Below are 25,105 nucleotides of genomic sequence, written 5' to 3'. Positions count from 1 at the left end.
TCTACCGCACCGACTCCCGCGCGTCCGGTTCCGAGGCATCGGCCGGCGCCACGGCGGCCAAGTCCGAGTCGTCCTCGTCGTCCTCGGGTGGGGATTCCGGCTCGTCGAGCACCTCGTCCGGTTCGTCCGCTCGCTCGTCCTCGTCCGGGTCGTCGTCCGGGTCGCCGTCGTCCGGGTCGTCCGGGTCTTCGTCGTCCTCTGGGTCGTCGTCGAGCGGCGGCAAGGCCCCCGCGGGCAGCTCCGCTTCCTGACCCACCTGACCCTGGGACCATCTCGCGCTGGCGCCGACCACCGTCATCCGCTCGGCTTCCTGGAACTCGGCCTGTCCGTACCGGTCTGATCGCCCGGTTTCCAGGAACCCGAGTCGATCAACGCCCGCGCTGCCTCTCGTGCCATAGCAGGCCCGGCCGGCCGGTGGACGGTTATCCACAGGCCGGCCGGTTGTCCACAGGCACCCACGTACGGGCGGATCTGCCGGCCACGATCGGCCTAATCTGCCGTCCACGGGTGTCACTGCGGCACCCGGACGGGAGGCGGCAGATGACGACCCGCGATCCGGGCTCGGCACGGGCGCTGCGCCCACTACGTCGGCTGGCCCTGCCCGGCGGTCGCACCCTGCTCCGTGCCGGGCTGGTCGCCGTGCTGCTCGGCCTGGCCGCTGCCATCCTGCACACCCCGACCGACTGCCCGCCGACCGGTGCCGCCGGACGGTCCCCGGCGCGCTCCGGCGCAGCTGACACTGGGCCACTCTCGGCGAGCGGGCCGACCGACACAGGTCAGGGCCGGGCCGACAACGGGCACGGGCAGACCGGCCAGGGCCGGACCGGCGCAGGGCAGACCGACACGGGCCAGGGCCAGACCGGCGCAGGACAGACCGGCCAGAGCCAGACCGGCACGGGCGCGGCGGCCGACGGTGCGCAGCCGTCCCCGGGGCCGCTACCGCTGCCCAGCGGCGCGGTCGGGGTGCCGATCCGGCTGGCCGAGCCTGCCGCCCTGGCGGTCGTCCGGCCCGGTGCCCGGGTCGACCTACTGGCTGCGCCGCCGGGCGGGGCGGACGCCGTCGAGGCCACCCTGCTGGCTCCCCGGGCGCTGGTCCTGGACGTGTTGGGTGCCGGCGCGACCGACGGGACCGCCGCTCTGTATCTGGCGCTCCGTCCTGACCAGGCACAACGCGCGGTCGGGCTGCCCGAGGGGAGCCGATTCGCGATAGTCGTGCGCGCCTGACCGTAATCGCGTTGCTCTTCGCCTGCCGTCCCCGCATCGGGAACGATGCCCGGGGCAAGAGGGCGCTCAGCCCTCGCGCCGCGCCGCCCACGGTCGGCCGGGCAGCGCCTCAGCGGCTCTGGTGGAAGGGCGCGGGGTCAGTCCCAGTGTGGGGGGCGCTGGGCGAGGAGCCAGTCGTCGTTGCCGCTGGTCCGCTCGCCCCAGCCCACGTCGGTGTCGTCCGAGGTCTGCTCGGGCAGCACCACGAAGTCGTCGCTCAGGTCGACGGTGCGGTCATCGTCGCCGCGCGCGCCAGGCGTGCCGGGGTCCTCGGTGCTCACGAGCGGCAAGACTAGCGCAGCCGACGGCAGCGAACCGTCCGCCAGCAGAGGCACGCGCCGGCCAGAAGCAACCCGACCGTACGGGGCACGCCGGCCAGAAGCAACCGGGCCGGCGGGGCGCGCCGGTCAGAAGCGACCGGGCCGCCGGCCACGTTGGTAGCGTCGGACGGCGTGACGACCCCCAGCGGTGGCAGCACCCCGGACGACTACTGGCGGCGCCCCGGGGCCGGTGACGGCGAAAAGGCGGACCAACCCCCCGCCGCGCCCGCCACCGCCTCCCCGAGCGCGTACCCGGGCCCGCCCCCGAGCGTGCCACCCCCGGCTGGCTGGCGTCCCCCGGTCCATTTGCAGCCGGCGCCGCCCCGACGGCTGCCTCCGCAGGACATGGCCGACCTGGACGTCGCCGAGCAGCGTTCGCAGCGGGTCACCTACGGCTTCGGCGCGGCGGCCGCCGTCGTGCTGGTGTTCCTCGTCTGCCTGCTCTGCTCGCGGATCATCTTCTGATCACCCGACGGCCACCGCCGCGGCGGGCCGGTCAGAGGGTGGTGCCCCAGACGGCCACGGCACCCGAGTGGCCGGTCAGGTAGACGTAGACCAGAGCCGCGATGGACAGCGCGACGACCGCCACCGCGAGCACCGGTGTCACCAGGGTCGGCAGCCGTGGCACCCGGCGGTGCCCGCTGGTCGCCACGAGCAGCAGGATGGCCACAATCCCGAGCGGCACCACGATCCGGAACAGGATGTCGCCGTATCGGGAGTGCTCGAAGATCTGGTTGAGAATCTGGCCCTGGTAGCCCTTGGCGACCAGGGCATCGGTGAAGGCCTCCCCCGACTCGACGGCCACGAAGGCGGTCACCGGCGCGATCACGGCGAGGATGCCCAGCGCCCAGTCCAGCCGGTGCCGCCAGCGCGGCAACCCCACGTACCCGATGGCCAGCACCGCCAGCAGCGGCACGAAGACGACCACCGCGTGGACCACGAGGACGTGAGCCGGTAGACCCAGGATCTCCTCGAACATCGGCTCCTCCAGGGGCATCACAATCACGGGACCGCCAGCGTACGGATCGCCGATCGTTTCCCGGGCTCTCCCCCGGAGACACGCGCGCAGCCGCCATCGGGTTCAGCGCAGCCCGGTACCGGGTCGGGTTGTCCGGGCTGTGTTCGTGGCCACGGCGGCGGGAGGACGGTTGTCGATGCCGGCCGCGCGTGCTGTCATTGGCGCATGTCCGGTGCTGAGGAGCTGCTGCGATCGAAGGGCCTACGGGTCACCCGACCGCGCCTCGCGGTGCTCGACGTGCTCGCGGGCGGCGGTCACCTGGAGGTCGACGAGATCACGCGGCGGGTCCGCGAACGCCTCGACTCGGTCTCCACCCAGGCGGTCTACGACGTGTTGGGGGCGCTGTCCCGGGCCGGCCTCTCCCGCCGAATCGAGCCGGCCGGCAGTCCCGCCCGGTACGAGGCACGCGCCGGCGACAACCACCACCACGTGGTCTGCCGGGGCTGTGGCGAGATCGCCGACATCGACTGCGCGGTGGGCAGCGCCCCCTGCCTGCAGCCGGGCGTCGCGCACGCCTTCGAGGTCGACGAGGCGGAAGTCACCTTCTGGGGTCTCTGCCCGGCCTGCCAGTCCCGCCGCTCCGCCGACAGCTGACCCGTCCGCCCACCGGCGCGGTCGGGCAGACCGTGGCACTCTTGGTCGGTGGACTCCGATGACCTCGGCCTCTTCGGTCCGGGTTCGGTCACGTGGAAGGTGCACGAGGAGCCGATCCTGATCGTCGCCGGCCTGCGCTCGCTCTACCTCCAGGCGTTGCACCCCCGAGCCATGGCCGGGGTCGCGCAGAACAGCAACTACCGCACCGACGCCTGGGGACGCCTCGTCCGCACCGCCACCTACGTGGCGACCACCGTCTACGGGACCACCGCCGAGGCGGAGGCGGCCGGGGCGCGGCTACGCCGGCTGCACGCCCGGATGCGGGCCACCGACCAGCTCACCGGCGAGGAGTTCCGCGTCGACGAACCGGACCTGCTGCGCTGGGTGCACGTCACCGAGGTCGAGTCGTTCCTCAGCACCGCTCGACGGGCGGGCCTGCCGCTCACCGACGACGAGGTGGACGGCTACTACACCGAGCAGCGCCGCTCGGCCGCTCTCGTCGGCTTGGATCCGGCCACGGTCCCGGGTACGGCCGCCGAGGTGGAGGCGTACTACCGCGCGGTGCGGCCGGAGCTGCGGATGACCCGGGAGGCGGCCGAGACGGCGCTCTTCCTCACCGCCCCGCCGCTGCCGTGGAAGCTGAGCCTGCCGGCCCGGCTGGGGCTCACCCTGGGCCCACCGCGCTGGGCGTACCTCGGCATCGCCGGCACCGCGCTGGCTCTGCTGCCGGCGTGGGCTCACCGGATGTACGGCGGGCTGGGGCTGCCCACCACCGCGCTGTCGGCGGATCTGACCGTGCGCGCCCTGCGGCTGGCGCTCGGCGCGGTGCCCCGCCGCTATCTGGAGGGGCCGTTGTCGCAGGCCGCCAAGGAGCGGGCTGCGCGCCACGCCACTGCGCCGCTGGCCGGCTGACCTGCCCCTCACGCCGGGTGCCGGCCGTCGGCGGCCGGTCTGTGTCCGCCGCCCGACGGTCAGCCGGCGGCGAATCGGTTTGTGACCGGCCGCCCGTCGGTCAGCTGTCGGTGGGGCGGTCCACGGCCGCCCACGGTTCCTTGCCCGGCGCCTGTGCCCCGGTCGGGCAGTGTCGGCGGAAGTCGCACCAGCCGCAGCGCGGGCCGGGTGCCACCGGAAACGCCTCGTCGGCATCGCCGCCGGCCGCGACCGCCCGCTCGGCGGCCATGATGTCGCGGGCCGTCTCCTCCGCACGGGTCAACTGCCGGGCCAGCGACTCGACGGTGTGGTCGTGGCCGGCGACCGTGCCGGTCGGCAGGTGGTGCAGCTCCACCCGTCGGCACGGCCGGCGGAACACCCGCTCGGCCGCGTACGCGTAGAGCGCCAGCGCCTGCGAGCCCCGGGCGTCGTCCGAGTCGAGCCCGGTGCGACCGGTCTTGTAGTCGACGATGACCAGCTCCGGGCCCTCCGGCCCGGGGCGGGAGTCGATGCGGTCGGCCCGGCCGTTGAACGCGAGAACCGCGGTCTTGACGGCCACCACCCGCTCCACGCCGAGCGGGTCGGCATCCGGCTCCAGCGTCTCGACGTATGCCTCCAGCCAGCCCAACGCCCGCCGGTAGGCGGCCCGCTCCTGCTCGTCGTCGCGGTAGCCCTCACGAACCCAGGTGCCCTTGAGCAGCGCGGCCAGGGCCTCGGGGCGGCGCCGGTCGGCGGGCAGCGCATACCAGTTCTTCAGGGCGGTGTGCACGCTGGCGCCCAGCGAGTTGTGTGCCCACGGCGGGCCCTTCTGCGGCGTGGGCCGGTCGACGTAGGAGTAGCGGTAGCGGCGGGGGCAGTCCGCGTACGCGCCGAGTTTGCTCGGGGTGCAGACGAACAACCGTTCCGGCATGCCCTCGAAGCCGAGCTGCTCGGCACCACCGGGGCGCTGCTGAGGGGCTCGGCCGCCCGCGGCGGGTCGTCCGGCTGAAGAGGCTCGTCGCACGCCTGCGATCCTGCCATCCACCCCCGACATCCGGGTGTCCCGGTCAGACCATGTTCACGTACTGCCTGACGAAGGCGGCCACCGCGTCGGCGATGAGCTGCACGGCGATCGCGGCCAGCAGCAGGCCGGCGATCCGGGTCAGCACCTCGATGCCGCCCGGGCGCAGGATCTTCACGATGCCGCCGGAGAAGCGCAGCACGATCCAGACCGCGACCATCACGGCGAGGATCGCCGCGCCGATGGCGCTGAAATCGCCCCACCCGTCGGCCTGCTGGACGAAGAGCATCGTCGCCACGATGGCGCCCGGGCCGGCCAGCAGTGGGGTGCCCAGGGGCACCAGCGCGATGTTCGAGGTGGTCTGTTGGCTGGGGTCGTCGGCCTTGCCGGTGAGCAGTTCCAGTGCGACAAGCACGAGCAGCAGGCCGCCCGCGGCCTGCAGGGCGGGCAGGTCCACGTGCAGGTAGTCGAGCAGGGTCTGCCCGGCCACCGCGAAGATCACGATCACGCCGAGCGCCAGCGCGACGGCCTGCCACGCCGCCCGGTTGCGGTCCCGGGCGGGCAGCGGGCCGGTCAGCGCCAGGAAGATCGGCATCATGCCCGGCGGGTCGGTGATCACCAGCAGGGTCACGAACACCTCGCCGAACAGCTTCAGATCCACGCGATCAACCTAGCCGTGCCGCAGCCGGCCGAATTTGGGATCAGCCGGAAGCGACCTCGGTCACCCCGGCGGCCACGATCCGCTCGTACGCCTCGACACCGGTGCTGAACGCGCCGAGCTGGACGGTCTTGTGGGTGCCGTGGAAGTCCGATGAGCCAGTGACGAACAGGTCCAGGTCGGCGGCGAGCGCCCGTACGTGTGCCCGCTCGGCCGGGCTGTGGTCCTCGTGGTCGGCTTCCAGCCCGGCCAGGCCGGCGGCGGCCAGCTCGGCGATCAGCTCGTCGGGCACGACCCGGCCGCGCCGGGTGGCGCGCGGATGGGCGAAGACCGGTACGCCGCCGGCCGCCCGGACCAGCCGGATCGCCCGGAAGACGTCGATGTCCTCCTTCGGCAGCCGGTACCGCTCGCCCAGCCAGTCGGGGCCGAACGCCTCCCGGGTGCTGCCGACCAGGCCGGCCCGGATCAGCGCCTGCGCGATGTGCGGACGTCCCACCGTGCCTCCGGCCGCACCGGAGAGGATCTCGGGCCAGCTCACGTCGATGCCGTCGGCGCGCAGCAGCGCCACGATCCGTTCGCCGCGCTCCTCGCGGGCGGCCCGCACCCGGGTCAGCTCGGCGACCAGCTCCGGGTGGTCCGGATCGAACAGGTAGGCCAGCAGGTGCAGCGGCACCTCCGGACGCACGCCGGACCAGCGGCAGGACAGCTCCGCGCCCCGGACCAGGCGCAGCCCGGGGGGCAGTGCCCGCAGCGCCGGCGCCCAGCCGGCGGTGGTGTCGTGGTCGGTGATCGCCAGGACGTCCAGCCCCGCGTCGGCGGCGGCGCGGACCAGCTCGGCCGGGGTCAGAGTGCCGTCGCTGGCCGTCGAGTGGGTGTGCAGGTCGATTCGCGGCGCGGGGCCGGTAGGCGAGGTCACCGCCCGACGCTACCGAGGACCGACGAGCGCGGTCTGGGCGGTGCCGGTCAGGGCCCGGTGACCAGGACGGGTCGGTCGCCGGGTTGCAGGCCGGGCACGGGCTTCACGTCGGCGGGCTCTCCGGCCCGCACCCGTTTGACATCGACCCGGACCAGGTTGCCGGCGCTGTCGACGTACGAGGCGGCCGATTCGGTCGTCCAGGCGATCGCACCCGTCGCCGGAGGCCCGGCCGGCGCGGCGGTCAGCGCCGGCCCGAGCCGGTGCAGGTCGACCAGGAGCGCACGGTCGGCCTCGCCGACCGACCCGTTCACCAGCAGCCACCGCCCGTCGGTGGAGACACCGCCGACGCCGTCCAGGCTCAGCTGCGGGCCGCAGCCGGTGCGGACCCGTTTCAGGTCACGCTTCGGGTCGAGCACCGCCAGGCATGCCCCGGGCGACTCGGTCGTGGCGACCTGGGCGATGAGCCGGCCGTCGGGCAACGTGCCGTAGACGTTCAGGGTGCCGCGCTCGGAGACCGTCGTCAGCTCCTCGGCGCCGGGCCGCCACAGGACGTGGCCCGGGCTGGCCGGGTCGAGCCGAACCAGGACGCTGCCGCCGACGAACTGGACTGGTTCCGCGCCGGCCGGCACCGGAATACGCACCGTCCCGATGAGCTGCGTGCCGACCACGCCCGCCGTCAGCAGGTCGTCGCCGTCGCGCCAGGCGACCTGGTGGCCGTCGGGCGCCAGGACGATCTGGCCCGCACCGGCCAGCAGCACCTGCACCAGCCCGTCGTTCTGGGTGACCCAGAGGGAGCGGCCAGCGGTGGTCTCCGCGCCGACCACCAGCAGACCCCCACCGCTCGGCAGTGGGCGGGCACGCTCGGCCGGCCCGACGGTCGGCAGCGTGAGCCGCGTCCCCTCGGCGCTGATCAGGACCCCGGCGAGGAGCCGGCCGGCGGACGTTCCGGGCGTGGGTGTGGGGGCCTCGACGGTGGCCGACGGGATCGGCCGACCCGAGGGGTCCGGGTCGCCGATCACGACGATGGGTGTGCCCTGCCGGCCGGTGTCGCTGGCGAGCTGCGCCATGCCGGCGCTGATCAGCACGGTGGTGACCACTCCGAGGGCGAGACCGACCCCGGCCCGCCGCCGCCGGATCCGGTTCGCCCGACGGATAACCTGGCCGGCCGGGTCAGCGCTCAGTGGGCGGGCGACGGCGACCTGGTGCGAGAGGGTCTCCCGCACCGCACCTTCCAGCTCGTCACGTCGCACCTGGTAAGGACGCCCCGGCCCGCCGTTCAGGTTGTCGGACGAGCGCGGGAATGCGCTCACTGCCGGTCTCCGGGGCCGGTGCCGACGGGCACGGCCGCCGGGGCGGTGGGCAGTTCGACCGGCAGGGCGGTCGGGCGGGGCACGGACGGGCGGGGCACGGCACGCTCGGCCGCAGGCCGGGGGCGGGCCGTCGCGGCGGCCGGGGCCTGCCTGCTCGGGGTGCCCGCGCCGCGACCGGCGGTGCCGGCGAGGGGCGCCCGGCCCGTGGCGGCAGGCTTGGCGGCCTGGTCCGGCCGGGCGGCGTCACCGAACAGGTCCGGCATGGCGGCGCCCATCCGTCGGCGCAGCGTGCCCAACGCGCGGGATGCCTGGCTCTTCACGGTGCCGGGCGAGATGTCCAGTATCGCGGCGGTCTGGGCCTCCGACATGTCTTCGTAGTACCGCAGCACGAGCACCGCCCGCTGCCGGTTGGGCAACTCCTTGAGGTGTCGCCAGAGCAGGTCGCGGTCGAGTTGCTGCTCGATCTCGTCGACGCCGGCCCGCTCGGGCAGCACCTCGGTGGGGCGTTCACCGTGCCAGCGCCGCCGCCACCAACTCGTCGACGTGTTGACCATCACACGTCGGGCGTACGGCTCGACGGCCTCGATCCCGCCGAGCCGCTTCCACGCGAGGTAGGTCTTGGTCAGCGCCGTCTGGAGCAGATCCTCGGCCGTGGCCCAGTCGCCGGTGAGCAGGTAGGCGGTGCGGAGCAGGGCGGCGGAGCGAGCCGCGACGAACTCGCGAAACTCCTCCTCCAACGGGTCCCTGCTCGCCACCACACACCTCCGCACCAAAGCCGTCCTGGCAGAGTGCCACGTCAGAGGCGGTCTGGTCCATGACGAAAGGTGCGCAGTTGCTCCGATGTTCGGACGAAAACTTTCACGCCCCGTCGTCGGCCTTGGCCTCGTCGGCCTCCTTGCCGAGCCGCGCCTCGACCGCCTGCGGCTCGTACATCTCTTCGACGACGCGCAGGTAGAGCTCGTTCGGGTTGGGCAGATTCTTGATCTCGCGGAGCGCCTGCTCCTGGCCGGCGGACTCCAGCACGAAGGTGCCGTAGTTGAGCGCACGGCCGGTCGGGCTCTGCTCGTACTTCATGTCGGTGACCCGGACCAACGGCATCATGGCGACCCGGCGGGTGATGATGCCGTTGACCACCATGACCCGCTTGTTGGTCAGGATGAAACGGTCATACCACCAGTCGGCGACCTTCCAGGCCACCCAACCCATCACCGCGAACCAGAGCAGCACGGCGATGGTCGTCAGCGCGCCCACGTTCTTTCCGGCGAGGAAGCCGGACAGGTAGCCGAGCACGAAGGTCGCCGCGATGCCGATCAACAGCGGGGTGGTGAGGTGGATCCAGTGCCGCTTCCACTCACCCCGGTAGCGCTCGGTGGGGAAGAGGTAACGGGCGACCAGCGAGCTGGGCTCGTCCTCCAGCGGGAGCACCCGCCGGGGAGTCGCCCCGGTCGCGTCGGCACGCAGCCCCGCCAGCTCGTCCTCGGAGATCTGCGGCGGCTGGTAGCTGGCTTCCGGATCACGGATCCAGGCCCGACTGGACCGGCCTTCGCCGGCATAGCCGGGCCCGTCGCCGTAGCCGACGTCGTCCGAAAGGGACGGACCGCCGGACAGGCCAGGGCCAGCTCCGTAGCCCGGGCCGTCATCGGGGTCGATCCGCGGGATCGGCTCGGTGTCGCGCTCGCGGCGTTCCCGGTCAGGGTCGTCCGGGTCGAAGGGTGGACCGGAGGGGCTGCCCATCGGCGGCTAGGCGACGAGGCTGGTGAAGAAGTCGCCGAACCCCTGGGCGATGTCCATGATCCCGCCGCCCAGCGACTTGAACACATCAGCCGCAGAGTTTGGCCGATAGGCGACGAAGAAGATCAAGAATGCGATTCCGGCCCAGGTGAGGACCTTCTTGACCATGGCGGGCCATCCTCTCGCGCGGCGCCGGGTCCCATTACCGCAGCGGCACCCAGAGTATCAGTGTGGTGTCGTACAGTGAATATCTGCGTCCGTTCTCCGTCAATCCGGAGGGGTTGTCAAGCCCTCCCGGGTAGGTACGGGGACGGTGCGCCGTACACGAGCTCGGGAGGAGTCCACTCGGTCAGGTCGTGTAACACGACTTCTTCCGCGAGCAGGTGACCCGCACTCGCCGGCCAGGCTATCGCATGCAGCCACATTCCCCGAGCTTCGCCGGCGTACGCGCTTCGATCCGTCGACGAATTCACCAACCACAGTGGAGTCGGGTGGCCACCGACGCGGATCCTGGCCTGCCCGACGTGCTCCGGATGCCCCGGCCCGGGGTCGGCCAACGCGTCGACCAACTCCAGCCCCGGGTCCGGGCCGGACAGACCGGCAAGTCTGGTGCCGAGGCCCACGCCCGGCTCCTCGGCCACGAAGACCAGGTCCGCCGGACCACCACCGAGCGGCGCCGGGCCCGCGCAGGCCACCGCCGTCGCCCGCACTCCGGTGCGGTCGTCCCCGGCGTACGCCACGCCGGTGAGGGTCCAGCCGGGCGGCAGGGGCCACGGGCACCACAGCGGCGTCCCCGGTGGACCCGCGGTCGCGGTCGCGGTGATCCGTTCGACCACGCTCGCCACGATCTCCGCCCCGATGTGCTCGGGCACATGAAGCGGCGGCACCGGGCCACAGCGCAGGCACCTCGACTCGGTGTGCATCAGATCCGGCGCCCGTACCGGGCCCCCGCATCTCGGACAACTCACCGCGACACTCACATCCCCACCGTCACCCCGCAGCACCGGCGCGTCAAGCCGGAACGTCCGATTGCGCCGGATCAGTCCGGCGGCGGGCCGGCGTGGGTACGGATCCACGCGTGCATGGCGATGCCGCTGGCCACACCCGCGTTGATCGACCGCGTCGAGCCGTACTGGGCGATGGAGTAGAGCTGGCCGCACGCGTCGCGGGCGGGTTCGGAGAGGCCGGGCCCCTCCTGGCCGAACAGGAGCACGCAGTCCCGCGGCAGGGTGCCGGTCTCCAGCGGCCGGGAGCCGGGCAGGTTGTCGATGCCGACCACCGGCAGCCGTCGCCCGGCGGCCCAGTCGACGAACGCCTCGATCGTCTCGTGGTGCCGCACGTGCTGGTAGCGGTCGGTCACCATCGCGCCGCGCCGGTTCCACCGTCGCCGGCCGACGATGTGCACCTCGGCGGCGTTGAAGGCGTTGGCGTTTCGGACGACGGTGCCGATGTTGAAGTCGTGCTGCCAGTTCTCGATGGCGACGTGGAAGCCGTGCCGGTGCTGGTCCAGGTCGGCGACGATCGCCTCGTGCCGCCAGTAGCGGTAGCGGTCGACCACGTTGCGCCGGTCCCCCTCGGCCAGCAACTGCGGGTCGTAGCGCGGGTCCTGGGGCGGGTCACCCGTCCAGGGGCCCACACCCACCTCAAGCTGGTCGTCGGTCACGGTCATCAGAGGGTACGGCCCTCGCCCGGCGGCCACCGCGAGGGCCCGCCGGGTCAGCCCAACCCGAGCGCGCCACCGAGCCGGTCCAGGAAGCGCCGGTCGGCCGGGCTCGCCGCGAGCCCGCCGGGGCCGGGCACGACCCGGCAGACGCGGCCCGCGACCGACTGCACCCACTGGCGGTACGCGGCCGAATCGGCCGGGTCGGCGCGCCGTTGCAGGACCCGGACCGCGGCCCGACAGGCGGCCAACAGGTCCACCAGGTCGGTGAGGCGTGCGGCGGGTGCCGGTGCGCCGTCGTGGCGGGCGTAGATGGCGGCGACGACCGCCCGGACCAGATCGCTGTCGAAGCCACGGCCGGCGGCCACCGCGTCGAGCCCGGCCAGGCCCGCCACCACCCCGCGTTCCGGGCGGCCGGGGCCGGATGCGGCGGCGGCCACGAGAACCCGACCGGGCAGGCTGGTGAGCAGATCCCACTCAGCCGCGGAGTAGACGGCGGTGGTCAAGGGTGCGGCTCGGCGCCCGGCTGAGGGCGGCTCTCCGGCGACGGAGTGGCTCATCGGACCTCCGGCGTCAGCATAAGCCCCGAAACGGGAACACGGCCTCTTTCCCCAGCAAAAGCTGATACGGGGGAAAGGGGCCGTGGCCGGCGGAGACGCTCCGCCTCGATGCTCAGCGTGGTTCGGGAAAGCTGGGCCGCTCCGGGTCCACTCCGTCGGCGACGGCGCTTGCCGCGTACTCCCGCTTGGGGACCATGACCTTGCGGCGAAAGACGCAGACCATGGTGCCGTCCTGGTTGTAGCCGCGGGTCTCCACCGACACCACGCCCCGGTCGGGCTTGGAGCCGGACTCCCGCTTGTCCAGCACGGTGGTCTCGCCGTAGATGGTGTCGCCGTGGAAGGTGGGCGCCACGTGCCGCAGCGACTCGACCTCCAGGTTGGCGATGGCCTTGCCGCTGACGTCCGGCACCGACATGCCGAGCAGCAGCGAGTAGATGTAGTTGCCGACCACGACGTTGCGCTTGAACTGACTGGACGTCTCGGCGTAGTGCGCGTCCATGTGCAGCGGGTGGTGGTTCATGGTGAGCAGACAGAAGAGGTGGTCGTCGTACTCGGTGACGGTCTTGCCCGGCCAGTGCCGGTAGACCGCGCCGACCTCGAACTCCTCGTAGTAGCGGCCGAACTGCATCCTGGGTCCCCTTCGACGGGCGGCGATGGAGTTCGGGACAGCATGCCTTACTGGCGAGTAGGGCGGCCGGCGGGGCGTGACCCCGGCGGAAATGTCACACCGGTCACTCGCACGGAGGGGGAGACGCAATGAGCGGCGGGGCCCTCCCCGGCACCCGCCGCCCACGCTCTGATGCGGTGAATTCTGCCCTACGGTCGCGTAGCTTCAACAGAGATCGAGGTCACATTTATCTTTTTGTAACAATACTGTGAGTGACGAAACGCGGGTTGATCAGCGATCTCCGCAGGCCGGATACGTCCTCGTCAAGGGTCAAGTTACCGATTCGTAGAGCTCGATCGCGTGGATCTCTCTGGAAACGCTCCCATCACGGCAGGTCACGCAAGTGCGTCGTGCATTTGCGATCAGCAGGACAGAGATGAACAGATGCGTGTCGATGACGCCGGACGGCCCCCGCGGGCAGCCCCGGAGCACGTTTCGTGTACGACCGCCCGGGAATTCGATACGGTCAGCCCTGGTTCTACGGGACGTAGGTAAACCGCGGTGATCGGAGAGTGCAATGGCAACCGTTGAGCTGACCTCGACGAACTTCGACGAGGTGACCGGCAGCGACGGCATCGTCCTGGTCGACTTCTGGGCCGACTGGTGTGGTCCGTGCAAGCGGTTCGCCCCGGTGTACGAGCGCTCCTCGGAGAAGCACCAGAACATCGTCTTCGGCAAGGTCGACACCGAGGCTCAGCAGGAGCTGGGCGCGAAGTTCGACATTCGCTCGATCCCGACGATCATGGCGATCCGGGACGGCGTCATCGTCTTCTCCCAGCCGGGCGCCCTCCCCGAGTCCGCGCTGGAGAACCTGATCGAGCAGGTCGAGGCGCTGGACATGGACGACGTCCGTAAGCAGCTGGCCGAGCACAACCACTGAGTCGTCCTCCTACGACGGCACGAAAGGCCGGGCCCGGTTCGGGCCCGGCCTTCGTCGTACCCGGACACACCTCCCATGATCACCACCCGGGCAGCCGGGAATGGCCGTCGGTAGGAACCAGCCCGGTCGGTACATCCCGTATCGTCACGACCCGATGGAGAAACTGACCACCCGCGGGCGCGTGACCCGGCTGGGCGTGACCGCACTCGGCCTCGTCCTGCTGATCGTCGGCACCTTCTGGGGCAGCGACGATGACTTCCCGTTCGGCCCGTTCCGGATGTACTCCACCTCCAACCCGCCGAACGCGCCCGCCCCCGACACCCGCGTCGAGGGGGTGAACAGCGCCGGCGCCGTGATCGACCTCGACCAGAACGCGACAGGCATCCGCCGCGCCGAGATCGAGGGTCAGCAGGACCGGTACGTCGCCGACCCGACGCTGCTCACCCAGGTCGCCGACGCGTACGCCGAACGCCACCCGGACGCCCCCGCGCTGGTCGAGGTCCGCATCGTCATCCGCTGGCACGGCATCCACGCCGGCCGACCCACCGGGAAGCACACCGACGAGACCGTGGTCCGCTGGCAGGCAACCCGATGAGCCGCTGGCTGACCGAGGCGGTGCCGCGCGGCCGAATCGCCGCCTTCCGGACTCTGATCTACCTCTTCGTCGCCGCCGACCTGGTGGTCTTCACCCCCTGGGTACGCACCCGGGCCAGCGTGCCCGGCGAGTTGTACGAGCCGCTGCTGATCGGCCGGATCCTCCCGCTGCCGACGCCGACGCCGACGCTGGTGGCGGTGGTCTTCTGGGTGCTGCTGCTCGTGGCCCTGCTCGCCGCGACCGGTCGAGCGCCCCGGCTGCTCGGCTGGACGGTCTGCGCGCTGTACCTCGAGTGGATGATCATCGCGATGAGCTACGGAAAGGTCGACCACGACCGGTTCGGCCTGCTCGTCGCGCTCGCCGTGCTGCCCACCGCCGGTCGTGCCCGGCACGGCGACACCACCCGCACCGAGGCCGGCGGCTGGGCGCTGCGGGTCACCCAGATCGCGGTGATCTGCACGTACTTCCTGGCCGCCTTTGCCAAGCTGCGCTTCGGCGGCCTGGACTGGCTGACCGGCTCGGTGCTGGCCCGGGCCATCATCCGACGCGGCACCGACCTGGCGGACCTGATCGCCCAGGTGCCGTACCTGCTGATTGTCGCCCAGTTCGGCATCGTGGCCTTCGAGCTGCTCAGCCCGGCGATCTTCCTGCTGCCGGCCCGCTGGCGACTCGCCATGGTCGGCTTCTTCTACTCGTTCCACGCGGTGACCATCGCGACCATCACCATCTCGTTCGCGCCGCACCTGGCCGCGATGACCGGCTTCCTGCCGCTGGAGCGGGTCCGCCCGCTGGTCTGGGCGCGCCGGCTCGTCGGCCGCGAGACTCCCGGGTCAGCGACAGCCACCCCGGACCCGGCGGGCGTCGACACCGAGCCGGTGCCGCCCGACCAGGCCCCGGTAAGAGCCGGTGCGGAGCCGACGCCGCTCGGCGGTCAGGCTCCGGTGGTCGGGCGACCGGCCGGGCCGTAGAGCCGTTCCCGGGCCTCCTGCGGCAGCGAGCAGGCCGCCGTGCCGCCGGGGAGCCGGTGCCGGTTGCGCGCCACCCAGCGGTACGTCGGCCAGGCCGCCGCGCGTACCGGAGGGAACCGCAGCCCGGCGCCGGCCACCCGCCAGAGCGGACCGCTCGCGGCGAGCAGCTTCGCGATGGCGTCCGGGCCGGCGGCACGGGAGCCGTCCGCGCCCACCCATTGCACGGCCTCCTCGCACTCGGCGGCCGTGAGGCCGAGCGCGTCCAGATCGGCGAACTGCCAGGGCACCACCCGCGCGCCGGTGGGGATGCGGCGCTCGATGAACTCCGCGCACCGTGTGCAGAACGCGCAGTCCCCGTCGTAGACGAAGGTCGACCTCTCCATGGCTCCATCCTCCCCTCCCGATCCGCAGATCGAGCACGGGTGTCCGGCGGGTCACTTGCGCCGCGCTCGTACACGTGTTCGAATAGTGCCCATGCGCTGGGACAACCTCACCGCTCCCCCGGTTGAGGGAGACCCCGAGCGGGCAGCGCCAGCGACGCCACCCCTGCCGCTGGCGCTGCCCGGCGCCGTCGTCCGCACCTTCGACACCCCCGAGTTCGCCGGCATGACGTTCTACGAGGTGCAGGCCAAATCCATCCTCAACCGGGTGCCCGGTCAGTCCCGCGTCCCGTTCGAGTGGACGGTCAACCCGTACCGGGGCTGCTCTCATGCTTGCGTCTACTGCTTCGCGAGAAATACACACACTTATCTCGATCTCGACGCCGGGGCGGACTTCGACCGGAAGGTGATCGTCAAGGTCAACGCGGGCGAGTTGGTCCGACGGGAGTTGGCCGCGCCGAGATGGCGGGGCGCGCACGTGGCGATGGGCACCAACGTGGACTGCTACCAGCGGGCCGAGGGTCGTTACCGGCTGATGCCGCAGATCATCGCGGCGCTTCGGGACTTCGCCAACCCGTTCTCGATTCTGACCAAGGGCACGCTGATCCTGCGCGACCTGCCGCTGCTGCGCGAGGCCGCCGAGGTGACCAGGGTCGGCATCTCCTACTCGGTGGGCTTCGTCGACGAGCAGCTCTGGCGTGCCGTCGAGCCGGGCACACCGCACCCGCGCCGCCGGCTGGCCGCCGTCCGGGCGCTCACCGACGCCGGCTTCTCCGTCGGGGTGCTGATGGCCCCGATCCTGCCCGGCCTGAGCGACAGCGACGAGTCGATCGACGCCACCGTGTCGGCGATCGCCGCCGCCGGGGCGACAAGCGTGACCCCGCTGGCCCTGCATCTGCGGCCCGGCGCTCGGGAGTGGTACGCGCATTGGCTCGCCCGGGACTACCCGCACCTCGTGCCCCGATACCGCGAGCTCTACCGCGCCGGCGCGTACGCCCCGCAGGCGTACCAGCGGGAGTTGACCGCGCGGGTGCGGATCGCGGCCCGCCGGCACGGGCTGCACCGCGCCGAGCAGGGCGACAACCGCAGCCTGCCCGAGCCGCCCGCACCGCCGGCCGCCGAGCAGCTGACCCTGCTCTAGTCGGGTCCAGAGCTACAGTCGGCGGGTGCGTACCGCTCAGCAGATCCTCGCCGACTCCGCCGTGATCGCCGTCGTGGGCGCGTCCCGAGACCCCAACAAGGCCGCGCATGGCGTGCCGTTGCAGATGCAGCGGCACGGCTGGCGGATCATCCCGGTCAACCCGGCCGTCGACGAACTCTTCGGAGAGCGGGCGTACCCGACGCTCGCCGACATCCCGCACCCGGTCGACCTGGTGAACGTGTTCCGGCCAGCGGCCGACGCCGTGCAGGTGGTCCGCGACGCGGCGACGATCGGCGCCCCCGCGGTCTGGTTGCAGCTGGGCATCGTCTCAACCGAAGCGCGGCGAATCGCCGAGGAGGCCGGCATGGACTACGTCGAGGACCGCTGCCTGGCCGTAGAACGCGCCGTAAACGCCCTAACCCGCCCCACCTAACCCAGCCCCCACCCCCCACACACCCCCGCGATCTTGCACTTTCGGTCACCCCTTTGATCCTTATATCGGGTATGTCGGGGCAGTAAGTGCAAGATCGCGGGAGGGGTGGGGCGGGTTAGAGCTTGTATTCCTTCAGGAGGCCGCGGCTGATGATGGTCTTCTGGATCTCCGAGGTGCCTTCGCCGATGAGCAGGAACGGGGCCTCCCGCATCAGGCGCTCGATCTCGTACTCCTTGGAGTAGCCGTAGCCGCCGTGGATGCGGAACGCCTCCTGCACCACCTCGGCGCAGTATTCCGAGGCGAGCAGCTTGGCCATCCCGGCCTCGACGTCGTTGCGCTGGCCGGCGTCCTTGAGCCGGGCGGCGTTGACCATGAGAGCGTGCGCGGCCTCGATCTTGGTGCCCATCTCGGCGAGCTTGAAGGCGATCGCCTGGTGCTTGGCGAGCGGCTGGCCGAAGGTCTTGCGCTGCTGGGCATAGCCGACGGCCAACTCGAAGGCGCGGATGGAGATGCCGCAGGCGCGGGCGGCGACGTTGACGCGGCCCACCTCGATGCCGTCCATCATCTGGTAGAAGCCCCGGCCCACCTTGTCGGCGCCGCCCAGGATGGCCGAGTCGGGCACCGTCACGCCGTCGAGCACCATCTCGGTGGTCTCGACGCCCTTGTAGCCCATCTTGTCGATCTTGCCGGGGATGGTGAGGCCGGGGGCGGTCTCGCCGAAGCCCGGCTCCTTCTCCAGCAGGAAGGTGCTCATGTTGCCGTACACCGACTCGGCGCCGGTGTCGGTCTTGACCAGGGTGGCGACCACCGAGGAGTACGCCCCGTTGGTCAGCCACATCTTCTGCCCGTTGAGCACGTAGCTGTCGCCGTCGCGGACCGCGCGGGACTTGATCGCCGACACGTCGGAGCCGGTCTCCGGCTCGGACATCGAGAAGGCGCCGCGCACCTCGCCGGTGGCCATCTTCGGCAGCAGTCGGGCCTTCTGCTCGGCCGAGCCGTGCTGGGAGATCAGGTACGCCACGATGAAGTGGGTGTTGACGATGCCGGAGATCGACATCCAGCCCCGGGACAACTGCTCCACCACCAGCGCGTAGGTGAGCAGCGACTCGCCCAGCCCGCCGTACTCCTCGTCGATGGTGAGGCCGAACAACCCCATCTCGCGCATCCCGTCGAGGATGTCGGTGGGGTACTCGTCGGCGTGCTCCAGCCGCTGGGCGTGCGGGATGATCTCCTTGTCGGCGAACTCGCGGACGGTCTCCAGGATCGACCGCTGCACATCGGTGAGGCCGGGCGTCTGGGCGAGTCTGGCCATCTCAGCCTCCGGGGATCAGCGCACTACTCGTGGGTAACTGAACGCTGGGTCAGTATCGGCCTCCGGGCCGGCGAGGCCAAGGTGACCAGTCCACACAACCGCTGTGAAAAGGTTCACCGCTGCGGGTACCGTCCGGCAAGAGGGACTTTTCCGGCACCGGCAGGAGGAGCACGGCTGTGACCTACCCGCCACCGTCGGGACCGCCCGGAGACGAACCGCCGCCGTCACCCTACGAGCCACCCCGGGACCAGTCGCCGTACGCGCCGCCGCCGGCCGGCCAGACGCCGTACCCGCCGCCACCGGACCAGTCGGCCTTCGGGCAGCCGGAACACTCACCGTACGGGCCACCCGGGAACGAGCCGCCACCGTACGAGCAGCAGGGACCGCACCAGTCGGCGCACTGGAGTCAGCAGCCGCCGTACCCCCCGCAGGGCCCGTACGGCCAGTACGGCCCACCGATGCCCGGACCGGGCCGGCCCACCAACGTGCTGGCGATCCTGTCGCTGGTGTTCGCCTTCGTGTTTCCCCCGGCCGGCGCCGTCCTCGGCCACGTGGCCAAGCGGCAGATCCAGACCAGCGGCGAGGAGGGCGGCCAGCTCGCCACCTGGGGAATGATCCTCGGGTACGTCTTCACAGGGCTGACCCTGCTGGCCTGCTGCGGCTGGCTGGCCCTCGTCATCATCGGCAGCAACGGCAACAGCGGCGGGTACTGACCGACCGGCATGGGCCGCGTCGGTCAGCGGAAGCGGGCCTCCCGGACACTGTTGCCACCGTCCACCACCAGCATCTGCCCGGTGATGTACGAGGCGGCCGGTGAGCAGAGGAAACTGATCGCCGCCGCGACCTCGTCCGGGGTGCCCGGCCGACCGACCGGCGTCCCCAGACCCTGCTTGATCTCGGCCATCGTGGACGCCGCCGTGTAGATGGTGCCGGGCGCGACCGCGTTCACGGTCACCCCGTCGGCGATCATCTCCATGGCCAGAGCCCGGGTCAGCCCGACCACCCCGGCCTTCGCCGCCGCGTACGCGGCCTCGGTGGGCAGGGCGTTGACCGGACCCGCGGTGGCCGCCAGGTTGACGATCCGCCCCCAGCCCCGCTCGGCCATCCCGCCGATGAACGCCCGGCTGCACAGGAACGCGGTCGACAGGTTGCGGTCGATCTCGCCACGCCACTCGTCGTAGGTCAACTGCGCGACCGGCCGCAGCACCCCCTGGCTGGCCCGGCTCGCCAGGCCGGCGTTGTTGACCAGCACCTCGACGTCACCCAACTGCTCGGCGACCGCGTCGGCCAGCGCGCCGACCTCCGACTCGTCGGTCAGGTCGGCGACGAAGCCGGTCACCCCCAGCTCGCCGGCCCGCTCGTGGATGCGCCGGGTGGTGGAGACGATCGCCACCCGCGCCCCCAGGTCGGCGAGCCGCCGGGCCGTCGCGTACCCGATGCCGTCCGGGCTGCCCGCCCCCGTCACCAGGGCGACCCGACCGTCGAGCCGCATGGTCACCGGGTCGGGTAGCGCGACCGGCTCGTCGGGGCCGGGAGCGCCGGCCGGCGTGGCCGCACGGCCGCGTCGGGCCACACCTGGCCGGCTCACGTCCCGTCTCGGTCGACTGCCGGAACGGTCCGCGGCGCGCGAGTCGATTGCCATGCCAGGGATCCTGCCCGTTGCGACCGGCCCGGGCAACGCGGCACCCGGGAGCGGGGGCGTCGGGTTTGGTCACCTCTGGCTACCCTGACGGCGCACCCGAGCCGACGGAGAGTACGCATGACCAATCCCCCGCCCCCCGGCGACTGGAACGACCCCACGTGGTCGGCTCAGCCGTCGAGTTCACCGCCGGACCCGACCCTGGTGGCCGGTCAGCCGGTGCCCACCCAGCCCGGCCCCGCGGACCCGTACGCGCCGGTCGACCCGTACGCCGGTGGGCAGACGCCGCCCGGGCAGCCGGCATACCCGGGACAACCGATGGCGTACGCCCCGCCCGGCTATCCGCCGTCGTACCCCGGTTACGGCTACCCGACGCCGCCGAAGACCAACGGATTGGCCATCGCGTCGCTGGTGCTGGCTCTGGTCGGCGTCACGTCCTGCGGCATCACCTCGCCGATCGGGGCGATCCTCGGCCACGTGGCGCAGAAGCAGATCCGCGCCAGCGGCGAGGGCGGCGAGGGCATGGCGAAGGCCGGCATCATCGTCGGCTGGATCCTCACCGCGCTGATGGTGCTGGGCATCGGCGCCTACATCGCCATCATCATCTTCGCGGTCGCGATGGACGCCGCCAGCGACAGCAGCTACTGAGGGGACGGCGGGTCGGCGTACCACCGCCTGTCGGGCCGGGTCGACAGCCGGCGGCGGTCGACCCGGCCCGGCCACTCACTCTGCCGGTGGGGTGAACGACGAGGTACGGCTCATCCCGGCGGCCCGGCCCTTTGCGGCGATCACCAGCGCCATCTTGCGGGACGCCTCGTCGATCATCTCGTCGCCGAGCATCACCGCGCCGAGCTTGCCGCCGGCCTCCGAGGTGAAGTGCTCGTACGCGTCGAGGATCAACTCGGCGTGGTCGTAGTCGGCCTGTGCCGGCTGGTAGACCTCGTTGGCGGCGTCGATCTGGCCCGGGTGCAGCACCCACTTGCCGTCGAAGCCCAGCGCCGCCGAGCGCTTGGCCACCTCACGGAACCCGTCCACGTCCCGGATCTGGAGGAACGGGCCGTCGATGGCCTGCTTGTCGTGCATCCGGGCGGCCATCAGGATCCGCATCAGGATGTAGTGGTACGGGTCGCCCGGGTAGTCCGGGATCAGCGCGCCGACCACCAGCGACTTCATGTTGATCGACGCCATGAAGTCGGCCGGGCCGAAGATGATGGTCTCCACCCGGGGCGAGGCGCCCGCGATGGCGTCCACGTTGACCAGCCCGGCGGCGTTCTCGATCTGCGCCTCGATGCCGATCCGGCCGACCTCCAGGCCGAGCGTCTTCTCAATCTGGGTGAGCAGCAGATCCAGCCAGTGCACCTGCTCGGCGGTCTGCACCTTCGGCAGCATGATGCAGTTGAGGTTCGCGCCGGCACCCTCGACGACCTCGATGACATCCCGGTAGGTCCACGGGGTGGTCAGGTCGTTGACCCGCACCACGCGGGTCTTGCCGGCCCAGTCGCCCTCGTTGAGCGCGGCCACGATGTTCTTGCGCGCATCCGGCTTGGCCAGCGGGGCGACGGCGTCCTCCAGGTCGAGGAAGACCTGGTCGGCGGGGAGGCCCTGCGCCTTGCCGAGCATCTTGACGCTGGACCCCGGTACGGCGAGACAGGACCGGCGGGGACGACCGACTATGGCCATGGATGCACTCCTTCCAGCGTTCGGCGGGCACGCCGACGCCACCTGACGACAGATCCGAGAAACTTAACGATCCCAAAGGGCGTGGTGACGCCACGGTAACCTCGCGCCATGACCGGGGTGAATGGACCTGTGGAAGATCTCACTGAGCGTCGACTGGTGGTGGTGACCGGGGCCAGTTCCGGCATCGGGTTGGCCGCCGCCGTGCACCTCGCGTGCCGTGGTGACCGGGTGGTGCTGGTCGGGCGGGACCCGGCCCGCCTACAGGCTGCGGCGGAACGGGTACGGGAAAACTCGGGTGAGCGCCCGGAGCTGTTCCGGGCCGACTTCGCGGTGCTCGACGACGTGCGTCGGCTCGCCGAAGGGCTGCGCGACGCGTACGACCGGATCGACGTGCTGGTCAACAACGCCGGTGCGATCGCGCTCCAGCCACTCACCACCGTCGACGGCTTCGAACTGTCGATCCAGGCCAACCACCTGGCCCCGTTCCTGCTGACCAACCTGCTCGCCGACCGGGTCGGCCGGATCGTGGTCACCGCCTCCGGCGCCCACCGCTTCGGTGCGCTCGACCCGGACGACCTGAACGCGCCGCTGCGGGGCTACCGGCCGATGGGCGCGTACGGCACCAGCAAGCAGGCGAACATCCTGTTCACCGCCGAGGCGGCTCGCCGCTGGCCAGGCATCCCGGCGCACAGCTTCCACCCCGGCGTGGTGCGGACACGGTTCGCCAACGACAGCCGGCTGGTCGCCCTCGGCATGCGGGTCCTGCCGTTCCGCAGCCCGGAGAAGGCCGCCGAGACGCTGGTCTGGCTGGCCAACCAGGACCGCTCCCGGCTGGTCGACGGCGGCTACTACTACAACCGTCGGTTGCGCCGGCCGTACCGCAAGGCCGCCGACCCGCAGCTCGCGGCCCGGCTCTGGGCGGCCAGCGCCACGGCCGTCGGCATCGATGGGTAGCGTGGCCGCCAAGCCGCCCCGACCACCCGAGTCATCGAGGTGAACGAGGTCTAGGAACGTCGTCAGCCGTTCAACGGGGTCGCGTCGGTCGGCAGCGCGGTGGGTGCGGTCCGGCGGCCACCGAGCACCACCACCGCCACACCGACCAGCAGCAGCGACATGCCCAGCAGCGCGTACGGGCGGGGTGACTGCTCCAGCCAGACCCAGGCCAACAGGGCGGCACCGGGCACCTCCAGCAGGATCAACACGCTCACCGTGGTCGCCGGAATCCGGTGCAGGGCGTAGTTGAACATCGAGTGCCCGAGCAGTTGGGCGCCGGCCACCAGCGCCAGGATGGCCAGCCAGGTGCGTCCGTCGAAGCCGGTCAGCCGGACCCCGCCGAGCAGGCAGATCACCAGCAGGATCAGCGCGCAGATGCCGTAGCAGATGGTCGTGTAGGTGGTGGTGCTGATGCTGGCCCGGGCGCGCTCACCGAACGCGGTGTAGACGGCGCCGAACACGCCACCGGCCACCGCCAACAGGTCGCCGACGACAGCCTTCGCGGAGATGCCCACGTCCGCGCCGGTGGCGATCACCGCGCCGCCCACCGTCACCGCGATGCCGACCCAGACCACCGGTGGGAGCCGACGACCCTGGGCGCGGGCGATCAGCCCCTGCCAGACCGGCTGGGTGGCGACCAGAGCGGTGGCTGCGGCAACCGAGGTGAGCTGGACGCTCGGCATCCAGGCGGCGAAGTGCGCGGCCAGCGCGACCCCGGAGAGGACGCAGAACAGCCCTTCCCGTCGGCCCGCCCGCCCTACCAGTGCGCGGAACTCGGCACGTCGTCGCGCCAGCGAGAACGGGCTCAGCACGGCCACCGCCAGCAGGTTGCGCCAGAACGCGATGGCCAGCGCCGGGGCGGCCGCGTACGCGATCAGCGGCGCGGACGACGACACGGCGACCACGGCCAGACCGACCGCGCCGGTGGTCAGCGGGTCCAGGGGCGGGCGATGCGAAGCAGGGGGCACGGGAAGCAATCTTCACATGATCACCACCGACACAGATGGTCAGCGCTCCGTTACGATCAGGCAGCGTCGCGCGAGCGACCCGAAGACCGCCCGGAGGCGTACCCCATGCCCAGCTACCAGGCGGTGCTGTTCGACTTCTTCGGCACTCTGACCCACTCCGTGCAGCGCGGCGCCGCGCACCTCCGCACCGCCGAACTGCTCGGCTGCTCCACCGCCACGCTGTACGAGGTGCTGAACCGCACCTTCTACGAGCGGGCCACCGGTCGTCTCGGCAACGCGGAGGCGACCATGCGCTGGGTCTGCGCCCAGGCCGGCGTACACCCCAGCGACCATGCGGTGCGGGCGGCCGTGGCGTCCCGGCACCGGGCGGTCCGCGCGGACACCCGGCTGCGGGCCGACGCGGTGCCGGTGCTGGCGACGCTGCGCCACCGCGGCCTGCGCACGGGCGTGATCAGCGACTGTACGCACGAACTGCCGGCCTTCCTGCCCCAACTCGCGATCGCCCCGCTGCTCGACGCACGGGTCTTCTCCGTGCAGGTCGGACGGTGCAAGCCCGACCCGGCGCTCTACCTGACCGCCTGCCAGCGGCTCGGAATGACACCGGCCGACTGCCTGTACGTCGGCGACGGCGGCAGCCAGGAACTGACCGGCGCCGAGCGGGCCGGGATGACCGCGGTCCGGCTGGCCGCGCCCGACCTGGCCGGGCACATGGTGTTCAACGCCGACCGGGATTGGCGCGGCCCGACGCTGGGCAGCCTGCGCGAGGTGCTCGACGTCGTGGGCATCACCGACCTCGCGGGGGTCGCCACCGAAGCCGTGGGCGTGGGCGCCGCCACCGGGGTCGCCGGGGTGGGCGGCCCGGCAGGCTGACCGATACGGGCCGACAGGTCAACGGTCAGCGGCCCGGTGGGTCAGGGGTCAATGGTCAGCGGCCCGGTGGGTCAGGGTCAGCGGCGGCGGACCCGGTGCAGGCGAAACGGCTTGCGGGTGGCGCGGACCGCCGGTGTCTCCCGGGGCGGCTCGGCCTGCGCGTCGGACGGCAGATCGGCGCCGGACAGCGGCGCACCGGCCGGGGCGAGTCGGTTCACCGCGCAGCCGTCGGCGGCCCACCGGGCCACCAGGTCGGCTGTCGGGCCGTGCGCGTTCAGGCGCTTGCCGGCTACCAGCGGCGCCGTGGTGTCCCACGCCTCGGTGCCCGGCGACAGCCTGGTGACGCGGGCCGGCCAGGTGACGATCCGACCTCCGTGGTCGCCGCGCAGGGTGACCTGCGCCTCGGCGGCGTCGGCCAACCCCGGGGCGGCCTGCTCGCCCGGCCCGCTCACCACGAAGAGCGCGCCCTCCAGCGGGGCGCACCAGAGCGCGAGCGCCGGCCCGCCGGACACGCTGACCCAGGCCATAGCGGCCTTCTTCATCGCCTCGTCGACCAGCGGCGTGCCACCGGTGGCATCCTCGTCCGTCACACCCGCATTCTCCCGCATCGAAGCCCGCG

General features: G+C 72.0%; 33 protein-coding genes. 13 read left to right on the top strand and 20 right to left on the bottom strand.

Features of this window, described 5'->3' with window-relative positions:
• Position 1 precedes the first annotated feature (1 nt).
• Positions 2-298, bottom strand: a complete 297-nt coding sequence (locus ABZ780_RS07715; protein ID WP_357485343.1) for a hypothetical protein — start codon at positions 296-298, stop codon at positions 2-4.
• Between the two features lie 242 nt (positions 299-540).
• Between ABZ780_RS07715 and ABZ780_RS07710 the strand changes: the two genes are divergently transcribed.
• Complete coding sequence (locus ABZ780_RS07710; RefSeq protein ID WP_357009384.1) at positions 541-1,224, top strand: flagellar biosynthesis protein FlgA; 684 nt, start codon at positions 541-543, stop codon at positions 1,222-1,224.
• Positions 1,225-1,361: 137 nt separating this feature from the next.
• Here the strand turns inward: ABZ780_RS07710 and ABZ780_RS07705 are convergent, their stop codons facing one another.
• Positions 1,362-1,544, bottom strand: coding sequence for a hypothetical protein (locus ABZ780_RS07705; protein WP_357009386.1), 183 nt, complete (start codon positions 1,542-1,544; stop codon positions 1,362-1,364).
• Positions 1,545-1,715: 171 nt separating this feature from the next.
• On the opposite strand from ABZ780_RS07705, the gene ABZ780_RS07700 reads away from it, so the two are divergent.
• Positions 1,716-2,048, top strand: a complete 333-nt coding sequence (locus ABZ780_RS07700; protein ID WP_357009388.1) for a hypothetical protein — start codon at positions 1,716-1,718, stop codon at positions 2,046-2,048.
• Positions 2,049-2,079: 31 nt separating this feature from the next.
• Here the strand turns inward: ABZ780_RS07700 and ABZ780_RS07695 are convergent, their stop codons facing one another.
• Positions 2,080-2,562 carry a DUF2231 domain-containing protein gene (locus ABZ780_RS07695; RefSeq protein WP_357485330.1) on the bottom strand — a complete coding sequence of 161 codons (483 nt, stop codon included), beginning with the start codon at positions 2,560-2,562 and terminating at the stop codon, positions 2,080-2,082.
• Between the two features lie 204 nt (positions 2,563-2,766).
• On the opposite strand from ABZ780_RS07695, the gene ABZ780_RS07690 reads away from it, so the two are divergent.
• Complete coding sequence (locus ABZ780_RS07690) at positions 2,767-3,195, top strand: Fur family transcriptional regulator (RefSeq protein ID WP_357009391.1); 429 nt, start codon at positions 2,767-2,769, stop codon at positions 3,193-3,195.
• 48 nt (positions 3,196-3,243) lie between these two features.
• A complete protein-coding gene (locus ABZ780_RS07685) occupies positions 3,244-4,107 on the top strand; it encodes an oxygenase MpaB family protein (RefSeq protein WP_357009393.1) in 864 nt (287 codons plus the stop codon).
• A gap of 100 nt (positions 4,108-4,207) precedes the next feature.
• Here ABZ780_RS07685 and ABZ780_RS07680 read toward each other — a convergent pair whose 3' ends face one another.
• The 11 genes from ABZ780_RS07680 to ABZ780_RS07630 all read right to left on the bottom strand — a co-directional run bounded on the left by ABZ780_RS07680 (position 4,208) and on the right by ABZ780_RS07630 (position 12,588).
• Positions 4,208-5,035: a PD-(D/E)XK nuclease family protein gene (locus ABZ780_RS07680; RefSeq protein WP_357009590.1), complete on the bottom strand. Its 828-nt coding sequence runs from the start codon at positions 5,033-5,035 to the stop codon at positions 4,208-4,210.
• 136 nt (positions 5,036-5,171) lie between these two features.
• Positions 5,172-5,786 (bottom strand): MarC family protein, encoded by a 615-nt coding sequence (locus ABZ780_RS07675; protein WP_357009396.1) that lies wholly within the window; start codon positions 5,784-5,786, stop codon positions 5,172-5,174.
• Between the two features lie 40 nt (positions 5,787-5,826).
• Positions 5,827-6,699 (bottom strand): PHP domain-containing protein, encoded by an 873-nt coding sequence (locus ABZ780_RS07670; protein WP_357485062.1) that lies wholly within the window; start codon positions 6,697-6,699, stop codon positions 5,827-5,829.
• Between the two features lie 47 nt (positions 6,700-6,746).
• Positions 6,747-8,009 (bottom strand): hypothetical protein, encoded by a 1,263-nt coding sequence (locus ABZ780_RS07665; protein ID WP_357009403.1) that lies wholly within the window; start codon positions 8,007-8,009, stop codon positions 6,747-6,749.
• Positions 8,006-8,764 carry a SigE family RNA polymerase sigma factor gene (locus ABZ780_RS07660; RefSeq protein ID WP_357485060.1) on the bottom strand — a complete coding sequence of 253 codons (759 nt, stop codon included), beginning with the start codon at positions 8,762-8,764 and terminating at the stop codon, positions 8,006-8,008. Before ABZ780_RS07660 ends, ABZ780_RS07665 begins: the two co-directional genes overlap by 4 nt.
• A 103-nt stretch (positions 8,765-8,867) precedes the next feature.
• The gene (locus ABZ780_RS07655; protein WP_357009409.1) at positions 8,868-9,743 is read right to left on the bottom strand and encodes a PH domain-containing protein; all 876 of its coding nucleotides are present in this window, start codon (positions 9,741-9,743) and stop codon (positions 8,868-8,870) included.
• A gap of 6 nt (positions 9,744-9,749) precedes the next feature.
• Entirely contained in the window at positions 9,750-9,908 is a 159-nt protein-coding gene (locus ABZ780_RS07650; RefSeq protein WP_007455302.1) for a hypothetical protein, read from the bottom strand.
• Positions 9,909-10,024: 116 nt separating this feature from the next.
• Positions 10,025-10,708, bottom strand: coding sequence for a DUF6758 family protein (locus tag ABZ780_RS07645; protein WP_357485057.1), 684 nt, complete (start codon positions 10,706-10,708; stop codon positions 10,025-10,027).
• Between the two features lie 71 nt (positions 10,709-10,779).
• Positions 10,780-11,403 (bottom strand): RNA methyltransferase, encoded by a 624-nt coding sequence (locus ABZ780_RS07640; protein ID WP_357009411.1) that lies wholly within the window; start codon positions 11,401-11,403, stop codon positions 10,780-10,782.
• A 53-nt stretch (positions 11,404-11,456) separates the two neighbouring features.
• A complete protein-coding gene (locus ABZ780_RS07635; RefSeq protein ID WP_357009415.1) occupies positions 11,457-11,960 on the bottom strand; it encodes a hypothetical protein in 504 nt (167 codons plus the stop codon).
• 112 nt (positions 11,961-12,072) lie between these two features.
• Positions 12,073-12,588 (bottom strand): MaoC family dehydratase, encoded by a 516-nt coding sequence (locus ABZ780_RS07630; protein ID WP_357009418.1) that lies wholly within the window; start codon positions 12,586-12,588, stop codon positions 12,073-12,075.
• A gap of 556 nt (positions 12,589-13,144) precedes the next feature.
• Between ABZ780_RS07630 and trxA the strand changes: the two genes are divergently transcribed.
• The 3 genes from trxA (at position 13,145) to ABZ780_RS07615 (ending at position 15,070) form a co-directional block, all read left to right on the top strand.
• Entirely contained in the window at positions 13,145-13,507 is a 363-nt protein-coding gene (gene trxA / locus ABZ780_RS07625; RefSeq protein ID WP_357009421.1) for a thioredoxin, read from the top strand.
• A 154-nt stretch (positions 13,508-13,661) separates the two neighbouring features.
• Entirely contained in the window at positions 13,662-14,102 is a 441-nt protein-coding gene (locus ABZ780_RS07620) for a hypothetical protein (RefSeq protein ID WP_357009424.1), read from the top strand.
• Positions 14,099-15,070, top strand: coding sequence for an HTTM domain-containing protein (locus ABZ780_RS07615; RefSeq protein ID WP_357009427.1), 972 nt, complete (start codon positions 14,099-14,101; stop codon positions 15,068-15,070). The genes ABZ780_RS07620 and ABZ780_RS07615 overlap by 4 nt, the downstream gene beginning before the upstream one ends.
• On the opposite strand, the gene ABZ780_RS07610 is transcribed toward ABZ780_RS07615, so the two are convergent.
• Positions 15,034-15,453, bottom strand: coding sequence for a DUF393 domain-containing protein (locus ABZ780_RS07610; protein WP_357009430.1), 420 nt, complete (start codon positions 15,451-15,453; stop codon positions 15,034-15,036). The two genes, ABZ780_RS07615 and ABZ780_RS07610, sit on opposite strands and share 37 nt — an antisense overlap.
• A gap of 91 nt (positions 15,454-15,544) precedes the next feature.
• On the opposite strand from ABZ780_RS07610, the gene ABZ780_RS07605 reads away from it, so the two are divergent.
• Both ABZ780_RS07605 and ABZ780_RS07600 read left to right on the top strand, forming a co-directional pair.
• The gene (locus ABZ780_RS07605) at positions 15,545-16,591 is read left to right on the top strand and encodes an Rv2578c family radical SAM protein (RefSeq protein ID WP_357009433.1); all 1,047 of its coding nucleotides are present in this window, start codon (positions 15,545-15,547) and stop codon (positions 16,589-16,591) included.
• A 25-nt stretch (positions 16,592-16,616) separates the two neighbouring features.
• The gene (locus ABZ780_RS07600) at positions 16,617-17,024 is read left to right on the top strand and encodes a CoA-binding protein (protein ID WP_357009436.1); all 408 of its coding nucleotides are present in this window, start codon (positions 16,617-16,619) and stop codon (positions 17,022-17,024) included.
• Positions 17,025-17,139: 115 nt separating this feature from the next.
• Here the strand turns inward: ABZ780_RS07600 and ABZ780_RS07595 are convergent, their stop codons facing one another.
• The gene (locus ABZ780_RS07595) at positions 17,140-18,336 is read right to left on the bottom strand and encodes an acyl-CoA dehydrogenase family protein (protein ID WP_357009439.1); all 1,197 of its coding nucleotides are present in this window, start codon (positions 18,334-18,336) and stop codon (positions 17,140-17,142) included.
• A 176-nt stretch (positions 18,337-18,512) separates the two neighbouring features.
• Here ABZ780_RS07595 and ABZ780_RS07590 point away from each other — a divergent pair, with 176 nt between their 5' ends.
• Complete coding sequence (locus ABZ780_RS07590) at positions 18,513-19,049, top strand: DUF4190 domain-containing protein (RefSeq protein WP_357485054.1); 537 nt, start codon at positions 18,513-18,515, stop codon at positions 19,047-19,049.
• A 23-nt stretch (positions 19,050-19,072) separates the two neighbouring features.
• On the opposite strand, the gene ABZ780_RS07585 is transcribed toward ABZ780_RS07590, so the two are convergent.
• Positions 19,073-19,909: an SDR family NAD(P)-dependent oxidoreductase gene (locus ABZ780_RS07585; protein ID WP_357009594.1), complete on the bottom strand. Its 837-nt coding sequence runs from the start codon at positions 19,907-19,909 to the stop codon at positions 19,073-19,075.
• Between the two features lie 186 nt (positions 19,910-20,095).
• Between ABZ780_RS07585 and ABZ780_RS07580 the strand changes: the two genes are divergently transcribed.
• Complete coding sequence (locus ABZ780_RS07580; RefSeq protein ID WP_357485052.1) at positions 20,096-20,623, top strand: DUF4190 domain-containing protein; 528 nt, start codon at positions 20,096-20,098, stop codon at positions 20,621-20,623.
• Positions 20,624-20,698: 75 nt separating this feature from the next.
• On the opposite strand, the gene ABZ780_RS07575 is transcribed toward ABZ780_RS07580, so the two are convergent.
• Positions 20,699-21,655: a CoA ester lyase gene (locus ABZ780_RS07575; protein WP_357485050.1), complete on the bottom strand. Its 957-nt coding sequence runs from the start codon at positions 21,653-21,655 to the stop codon at positions 20,699-20,701.
• 129 nt (positions 21,656-21,784) lie between these two features.
• Here ABZ780_RS07575 and ABZ780_RS07570 point away from each other — a divergent pair, with 129 nt between their 5' ends.
• Positions 21,785-22,609 carry an SDR family NAD(P)-dependent oxidoreductase gene (locus ABZ780_RS07570; protein ID WP_357009452.1) on the top strand — a complete coding sequence of 275 codons (825 nt, stop codon included), beginning with the start codon at positions 21,785-21,787 and terminating at the stop codon, positions 22,607-22,609.
• 62 nt (positions 22,610-22,671) lie between these two features.
• On the opposite strand, the gene ABZ780_RS07565 is transcribed toward ABZ780_RS07570, so the two are convergent.
• On the bottom strand, positions 22,672-23,616 hold the full coding sequence (locus ABZ780_RS07565; protein ID WP_357485048.1) for a DMT family transporter: 945 nt from the start codon (positions 23,614-23,616) through the stop codon (positions 22,672-22,674).
• Between the two features lie 105 nt (positions 23,617-23,721).
• Between ABZ780_RS07565 and ABZ780_RS07560 the strand changes: the two genes are divergently transcribed.
• Positions 23,722-24,486, top strand: a complete 765-nt coding sequence (locus tag ABZ780_RS07560) for an HAD family hydrolase (protein ID WP_357485045.1) — start codon at positions 23,722-23,724, stop codon at positions 24,484-24,486.
• 77 nt (positions 24,487-24,563) lie between these two features.
• Here the strand turns inward: ABZ780_RS07560 and ABZ780_RS07555 are convergent, their stop codons facing one another.
• On the bottom strand, positions 24,564-25,094 hold the full coding sequence (locus tag ABZ780_RS07555; protein ID WP_357009461.1) for a hypothetical protein: 531 nt from the start codon (positions 25,092-25,094) through the stop codon (positions 24,564-24,566).
• Between the last annotated feature and the right edge of the window lie 11 nt (positions 25,095-25,105).

Source organism: Micromonospora sp. NPDC047467 (assembly GCF_040643095.1).
In the GTDB taxonomy this organism is placed as follows: domain Bacteria; phylum Actinomycetota; class Actinomycetes; order Mycobacteriales; family Micromonosporaceae; genus Micromonospora.
The sequence above is the reverse complement of the archived record's forward strand: the minus strand, read 5'-3'. Positions and strand labels throughout refer to the sequence as shown.